Source organism: Dapis purpurea BLCC-M126, from assembly GCF_050015975.1.
Taxonomy (GTDB): Bacteria; Cyanobacteriota; Cyanobacteriia; order Cyanobacteriales; family Microcoleaceae; genus Trichodesmium.
The window spans coordinates 1-7,733 of sequence record NZ_JBNHER010000297.1 but is presented as its reverse complement, the minus strand read 5'-3'; the positions used below and the strand labels follow the sequence as shown (position 1 = coordinate 7,733).

Annotated in this window: 4 protein-coding genes; 3 read left to right on the top strand and 1 reads right to left on the bottom strand. The window is 37.3% G+C overall.

Features of this window, described 5'->3' with window-relative positions; genetic code table 11:
• Positions 1-1,850, top strand: a 1,850-nt coding sequence (locus ACP6PL_RS26930; RefSeq protein ID WP_426548413.1) for a CHAT domain-containing protein, incomplete at its 5' end; no start/stop codon positions are given.
• A 594-nt stretch (positions 1,851-2,444) separates the two neighbouring features.
• On the opposite strand, the gene ACP6PL_RS26925 is transcribed toward ACP6PL_RS26930, so the two are convergent.
• Positions 2,445-3,515 carry a PEP-CTERM sorting domain-containing protein gene (locus ACP6PL_RS26925; RefSeq protein WP_426548412.1) on the bottom strand — a complete coding sequence of 357 codons (1,071 nt, stop codon included), beginning with the start codon at positions 3,513-3,515 and terminating at the stop codon, positions 2,445-2,447.
• Positions 3,516-4,531: 1,016 nt separating this feature from the next.
• On the opposite strand from ACP6PL_RS26925, the gene ACP6PL_RS26920 reads away from it, so the two are divergent.
• A complete protein-coding gene (locus tag ACP6PL_RS26920) occupies positions 4,532-6,661 on the top strand; it encodes a helix-hairpin-helix domain-containing protein (RefSeq protein ID WP_426548411.1) in 2,130 nt (709 codons plus the stop codon).
• Between the two features lie 204 nt (positions 6,662-6,865).
• The gene (locus ACP6PL_RS26915; protein ID WP_426548410.1) at positions 6,866-7,471 is read left to right on the top strand and encodes a hypothetical protein; all 606 of its coding nucleotides are present in this window, start codon (positions 6,866-6,868) and stop codon (positions 7,469-7,471) included.
• The last annotated feature ends 262 nt before the right edge of the window (positions 7,472-7,733 follow it).

Genomic DNA, 7,733 nt, shown 5'->3' with positions numbered 1-7,733 from the left:
ATACTCAAAACGCTGGAGGCAATATTATCGGAGATATTAATCAAAATGCCCCTGGTAATACTAACAATATTCAAACTACAGCAGACAATTTAACCACAGAAAATATTAATCAAAATGCAGGTGAAAATACTACCAATATTCAAACCGCAGGCGGTGAACAAACAATTGGTAATGTAACTCAAAATTCTGGCAATAATGCCACCAATATTCAAACCGCAGGTGGTCAGCAAAATCTAGGAGAAATCAATCAAACTTTTGGTAATGAATCTATCAACATCCAAAGTCCAGAAGTTAATCAGAATACAGATATCACCTCAGTAATTTCTAATAATAATAGCACAAATATTAATCCTATTATTAATCAAACAAATTCCCAGAATAATACAAATACCCTGAATAATCCCACAAATAATACCACCACAAACTCCCTAGAAACAAACACTTTATCAACAACCACAACCTCCGATATAATTTCAACAGCAACCCCTAGTAACAATAACCAAACAGCCAACACCCCAACTGCTAAATATCAAACACAAGAATCTATCGACACTACCACTGACACTGAACAAATATTAAACAGAATTGAAAATGTTAATACCAACCCCCTCACAGTAGCCAGCGATTCAAACCAAGTATTAACCATCTTAGAACAAAACCGAACAAACGAATATTCTAATTACTTGGGACTAGATATTAACGCACAATTATTCAACAGAAAAAACATCCGAGAAATCTTAACCGATATGGCTGCTCAAACCGGAAAAGAATCTGCCATTGTTTATATTAATTCTTATCCTGACCAATTACAAATCATTTTATATACTAAATCAGGGCAGCTAATTATTAAAACTATTCCCCAAGCAAAACGCAAAAAACTAATGGAATTGGTCCTAGAATTACAGGTACATGTTACAAGTCCTACTTATCGTTATACTGATAGTTATATGCTGAGAGCACAACAATTATATAATTGGTTAATCGCACCTATATCAGCAGAATTAGAAGCAGCTCAGATCGATACTTTACTGTTTAGTATGGATGAAGGTTTACGAACTTTACCTGTGGCAGTATTACATGATGGGCAACAATTTTTAATTGAAAAATATAGCCTGAGTTTAATTCCCAGTTTGAGTTTAATAGATATTAACTATCGCCCTCTTCAAGAGACTCAGGTATTGGCAATGGGAGCCAGTGAATTTCTGGAAAAAGAGGCATTACCAGCAGTACCTATAGAGATACAAACTATCTCTGAAAAGTTATGGCAGGGTAATATGTTCCTCAATGAAAACTTCACTCGCAATAACCTACTAACTCAACGACAAAATTATCCTTATCCAATTATTCATTTAGCTACTCATGCTGATTTTCTACCGGGAATAGCTAGCAACTCTTATATTCAGTTGTGGGGAAGTGAACAAATAAAGTTAGACCAAATTAGGGAGTTAGGCTGGAGTCAACCTGCAGTTGATTTGTTGGTCTTGTCAGCTTGTCGTACTGCTTTTGGAGACAAAAATGCGGAATTAGGATTTGCGGGATTAGCAGTAGCAGCAGGTGTGAAATCAGCTTTAGCAAGTCTGTGGTATGTGAGTGATGAAGGAACGTTAGGGTTAATGACGGAGTTTTATACTCATTTAAATAATGCCAAAATTAAGGCAGAGGCGTTAAGACAAGCGCAGTTAGCAATGTTGCGAGGGAAAGTGGTGATTACAGATGGGGAGTTAAGAGGAAGTGGAAGTGAAGCGCGTGGTGCAGTGGTGTTACCATCGGTTTTAGAAAATGTTGGAAATAAAGATTTATCTCATCCTTATTATTGGGCTGGGTTTAGTATGGTTGGTAGTCCCTGGTAAATGGGGTGTAGAAAACAGATGTAATATCATGTCCGGATGAACAGTTATAAATAATTTAGGGAGGAGTCAGGAGTCATATCAAATCCGGTTGAATACTTATTATATGGTTGGGGGGATAGGGAGATGGGGAGATAGGAAGATGGAGAGCAACCCCTAACTACTCTCGGGTGGGGAATTTAGCGAGATATCTATTAAAGTAGTAATTGAAAAAATTATAAACACATATCCTATGACCAGATTCTATGTGCAATTAACCGGATTTGATATCAGGAGGAAGAAAGAAGCTTGAGGAGAAAAAATTTTTTTATCACTAATTAAGCGGACATAATATAACGGGGAGCGCTAGTCTCCCCGTTAGCAATTTTTATAAAACTTGTTCTAGCTTTTTTATTTAGGATTTGCTGAAAAAGTATAAGTGGTAGTGGTAGGAGTAAGGAGTCAGAATAAAAGGGGAATGAGCGAGTAGGTAGGAGGAAGAATTATCCCTTGATTTTTCTGCCTTATGTACCCTAAAATCCTAACTTTTTAAGCTTTTTAGACCTAAAAATCCTAAAGCTTTTATCTGTAAATACTTTGAGATTTATTCAGCAAGCCCTATTTAGATGATTGAAGTTTGCGTTTGAGAGTTGAAGTTGCACCAATTACGCCGAGGGCGAGGAAGCCAAAAGTTGAGGTAGGTTCTGGAACTGTTCTTGGTACACCAGATTGAGCAAAGTTTTCGCCTCCTCCAATTAGTCTGGGGTTTGGTCTGGGGTTTGAGTCTAGATCGAAGCCCGAATAATCCCACTCGTAAGTAAAAGATATATCTGATTTCAAACCACTCTCTGTTCCAAGTCCATTGTTTTCATCTTCTAACATCTCTTCTAACTCTGATTCTGAGATCTCTTCTAACTTTGAAGCTGTCCTATAAAATTTAAGACCATCAATGTTATTGGGGTTCAAATCGACAATAGCATCTAGTAGAGAAATTGTCTTAACACCTTCAATAATAGGAATAGTTTTTGAAGAAGGTCCTGATGCCAATATCTTGATTGAGAAAAAAGGATTTTGCACTACTTGCAATTCTTCATTGACGATTTCATCGAATTCTACACCTCGACTAAATGTCATACTAGCCCGATCGTGTTCATCTTGTGCAAAAACTGAAGATCCATGTTCTAAAGTGACTGTCTCTTCAAAAATCTGATGAGGGAAAGTATTTCCATCAATGTATTGTGGGTCGTTACCGCGAGCAGTTGCCGATCCGGATGAGCTTCCACTCTGTCTAGTTACATTTGCCGTAAGACTGAGTTCCCAGTCGTAGTAAGATCCACTTTGGTCTGTTACTTCCATGGTAGAGGAAGCGTCAACTGTTGTAGTTTTTCCATTAAAACATGAATCGGACAAACTGAGTTCTTCAGTTTTATCTCTTTGACTAAATGTTGAGCTATAAGACCTGGTTATTTGAGCTTCACTGCTTGTTGTCGTACCGCATTTTGTAGTTTGATTTCCCAGAGTATAATTTCCTGTGTCACTATCATCATCAGTCTTTGAAGCATTGCTTTCGAGATTAACGCTAGTGCTAGCTGTAGCGCTAAGTGCATAGGCTTGTTGGTTAAAAGTCGTAATTGTTAGACAAAATCCTGATAATATTAATGATAGATAGTATTTAGTATTCTTTAACACTTAATAAACCCCCTATTGGCAAAATTTGGTACTGCTGCTTAAATTACTGCTTCCTTAAAGATCATTATAATATACTCCTTCCTAAAATAATTTAATAAATCAGTATCTTTACTGAATCTTCATAAAGTTACAATATGTTAAGTATCTAATTTTTACCAATTTTTGTTATTGTCAGGACTTAGGCAGTACCGCTATATATAGCGTATAAATTCGTCATTATTCCAGATACACCTACTATAATTAGTACCGTTGCCTAAGTCCTGATTGTATCTAAATAATATAGCAATATGATTTAAGTTGTGAGATATGGAAGACTTTTAGGGCACGGGGAACGGAGAATAGGGAATAGTCAAATTCTCGCATCTCATTCCTTATTGCTATAGTTCATATTTCATATAAAAACAGGACTTATATCATGTCCGGTTGAATAGTTATAAATAAATGGGGGAGGAGTCAGGAGTCAGGAGACAGGAGTCAGGAGGGAAGAGAGGAGAAAGAAAGTATAAAAAGAAGAAAGTTTTTTTATCACTAATTATCCGGACATGATATTACTCATGAAATACGAAAAACTAGAATTTGAGATTGCTTCCCTGTCCGTCGCAATGAGGAAAATACCTTGTATTGCGTAAGTCCTAAAAAATTTAGAAGTACTTAAAACTGATTGCTAATATTAAAAATAGAGGCTTAGATATAAAACTCTGACAGAAGAATAACTATAATTTCAAATAATATAGCAATATGATTTTAATTGTGAGATATTGGTGATTTTTAGGGAACAGGGAACAGAGAAGAAGGAAAAAATGTATATAAATGAATAATATAACTACTATAATCTATTCCTTTAAGAAACACTTCAATTCTCATATCTAATTCCTGATTGCTATATTTTTTTTCTGTTAGAAAAAAACCTTTCTATCTCCTGACTCTTGTAACATCATATATTTACTCAGCAATGCCCAAATTTAAAGGTATACTATACTCTAATAAAATACTCTTAGGCAGTTTACCTAAACCCCATGCGGTTGCAACGTCAGTTCAGTGGACAAATCATTACCTTAGACACCCAAAACCCAATTGGTGGGGGTGGTGAAGGTCGTATCTATTCTGTGCTACAAAATCCATCCCTAGTGGCCAAAATTTACCATAAACCCACAGATGAAGATGCCGATAAACTGACCGTAATGTTCTCTCATCCACCAGATGCACCCATGGGAACCGGACATTCGGCGATCGCATGGCCTGTAGACCTATTACGAACTACCAATAATAAACAGCAAATAGTTGGCTTTTTAATGCCCCGTGTTTCTAGAGCGGAACCAGTACATATATTTTATAATCCTAGAAACCGTCGGGAACAAAAACCTCTTTTCAACTATCGTTATCTCCACCGCACAGCTCGTAACTTAGTCGCAGCAGTCAACGCTTTACATAATAGTGGATATGCCATTGGCGATGTCAACGAATCAAATATTCTAGTCACCGATACCGCCCTTGTAACCCTAGTTGATACCGACTCATTTCAAGTGCGCGATCCCTACACCCTAGAAATTTACCGTTGCCCAGTGGGTAAACCAGAATTCACACCCCCAGAATTACAAGGTCGGAGTTTCCGGGAAGTTGACCGCAAACCCGAACATGACTTATTTGGGATCGGGGTATTAATATTTCAACTATTGATGGAAGGAACTCACCCTTTTGCCGGAGTGTACAAAGGTAGAGGCGAACCTCCCACTCTCGAAGCGCGAATTAAAGTAGGTCATTTTCCCTACAGTAAAAAGCGAGTTCCCTATCGCCCGACACCACTTGCACCAGATTGGAAAATTTTGCATCCCAGCATACAACAATTATTAATTGAGTGTTTTGAATTAGGATATGAAGATCCAGGGTTGCGCCCAGATACGAGAAGTTGGTTACAGGCGTTGCGAGAATCAGAGAATAGTCTAGTGACTTGCCAGAAAAATCATCAGCATTTGTATGGAAATCACTTAAAATCTTGTCCGTGGTGCGAACGCACCAAACTATTAAAAGGACGAGACCCTTTTCCATCGAGGGAAGCAGTCAGAAATAAGCAACATTTACAACCTGCGCTCAAAAAGCGGAAACTCTTATCATTAGCGACACAAAAAACTAATCTCCCTAAAAAACCAGCACCACCCAAACCAATTATCATACCTCGGAAAATGGGGCAATATCAACCCTTACTAACCCCTGTTTCTATCAAATTTAAACCGCCTTCAGTTCCAATAATTCCCTTGCCAGGCGGTGGCAATGGTATTGTTGGCATTGCCCAAGATGCTATTTTTGGTGCCTTTTGGGGAATATTGTGTGCAGCAGCAGTATCAGGTTTGGTATTAGGAATAATTAAAGGTAGCATTGCTGTTTTGGGTGGAGTGATAATGGGAATATTGTGGGGAGGTTTTTTCGCGATCGCCTGGCAATATATTATTCCTGTGGGGATATCAACTGGCAGTTTAGGTTTAACCGGAGCGCTGTGGGGAGGGTTTATTGCTGCTGCCATTAGTGGCGCTGTTTATGGAATAAGCAACCGCCTGGGGGTATTTGGACAAGCAGTTATATTTGGCGGATTTTTAGGTACTATTTGGGGAGGTGTTTGGAGTGCTTTCAAACCACCCTTAGCGCTGCCTACCACCGGGCGAGTTTGGGGTAGACGAGGTTTATTTTTAGGTGCTATTTGGGGTGCTTTTTTAGGAACAGTTATCGGGGGAATTTTAGCAGGAGTTTTTGTGTTTCAGGAAAGTCTGAATGAGAATAATAATTCTTGGGTTGAATTGGTATCTATACTAATAAGTAGTATGATTCCGGCAATGGGTGTAGGTGCTATGGGTGGGATTATGGGGGGTGTTGTTTTAGGACCAATTTTAGGTGCGCCAACTTTGCCTTTATCAAATAAATTATCGGGAATTAGAGGCGCTGTATTAGGTGGAATTTGGGGGTGTTTTTTAGGAGTAATTATTGGGGTGATTTTAGGTGGAATTTTACCGCAAATTGTGTCAATAGATTTAGTTGGAATTATGCGAATTGATGCAGATTGGACTTCTATCCTTGCAACAATTTTTGGAGCTGGTTTAGGTGCTATTGGTGGTTGTTTTTCTGGGGCAGCTTGGGGAGCTATGGGGAAATGGTGAAGGAAGAAGGAGACAGGAGACAGGAGTCAGGAGTTATAATTATAGATCGTAGTAGAGCTTTAGCCTGCTAGATAGATGTTTCAGTGGCTCAATTCCTACTACAAACAACAACTTTTTTATCACTTATTCTTAGGAAATACTTAGAACTATATAATAATATTTTCTTGATATTAAAAGTCAAAATTAAAGATTATTAAAATTAAAATGTTTACTGGAATTATTCAACAAACAGGAAAAATTTATCAAATTAACTTAGAAGGTTCGGGATATGACTTAATTCTTGATGTTTCTCCTACTCTATATGATGAAGTAGAAATTAAGTCTAATATTTCTCTTAATGGCAGGGCGTTAACAATTTTAGGGAAAGAAATAGCAGGAGAATTTTATCTACTCAAGTTTTATCTAGGTTCGGCAAAAGTTGCTGCACAATATCAAGGGCAAAAAAAGTTCAATTTAGAAAGATCTATTCGTTTGGGAGAAGAAATTGCTGGTCCTTTATTTTATGGTGTGCCTTCAGGAGATTGTCAGTTAATTTCTACAGAAAATTTGTCAGGAGGTGGAATAAAAATTGAGGTAAGTTGGGAGAGTGAATTTTTTCAGTATCTGGATATTAAAGACCAGGTTTGTTTGGATGGAGTGCTGTTAATAATTAAGGATATGAGAAAATCGTCTCTGTTATTTGATATTTACCCAGAAACTGTTAATTTAACTAATTTAGGGGAAAAAGAAATCGGAGGATATTTCGCTATTGAAATTGACCCAATGGTAAAAAAAATAGCGCAAATTTTGGCAAAAAAAATACTGTCGTAATCTGAGTAATTTTTATTATTTAAAAGTTTGATAACTCATAAAAGATTGCCACGGGGGGTATTAACAGTTGGGTCAACTAAAATAATTACTTTTCCTACCCCCCTCGCAATGACGCAGTAGGTTAACTTGTGATTGCGAGGCGGTAATCAAACAGTTAACCTTCTGAAAAAGTATTAATTCAGCTTAAGCAATCTCAGCCAGAGAAAATAATTACCGAATTATTAATTATTAATTGTTAATTAAATAATTGTGGTTTAAAGCC

Bases quoted from the DNA above. Each gene is read 5' to 3' on its own strand.
- ACP6PL_RS26920 (WP_426548411.1), top strand. From the start codon at position 4,532: ATGCGGTTGCAACGTCAGTTCAGTGGACAAATCATTACCTTAGACACC.
- ACP6PL_RS26915 (WP_426548410.1), top strand. From the start codon at position 6,866: ATGTTTACTGGAATTATTCAACAAACAGGAAAAATTTATCAAATTAAC.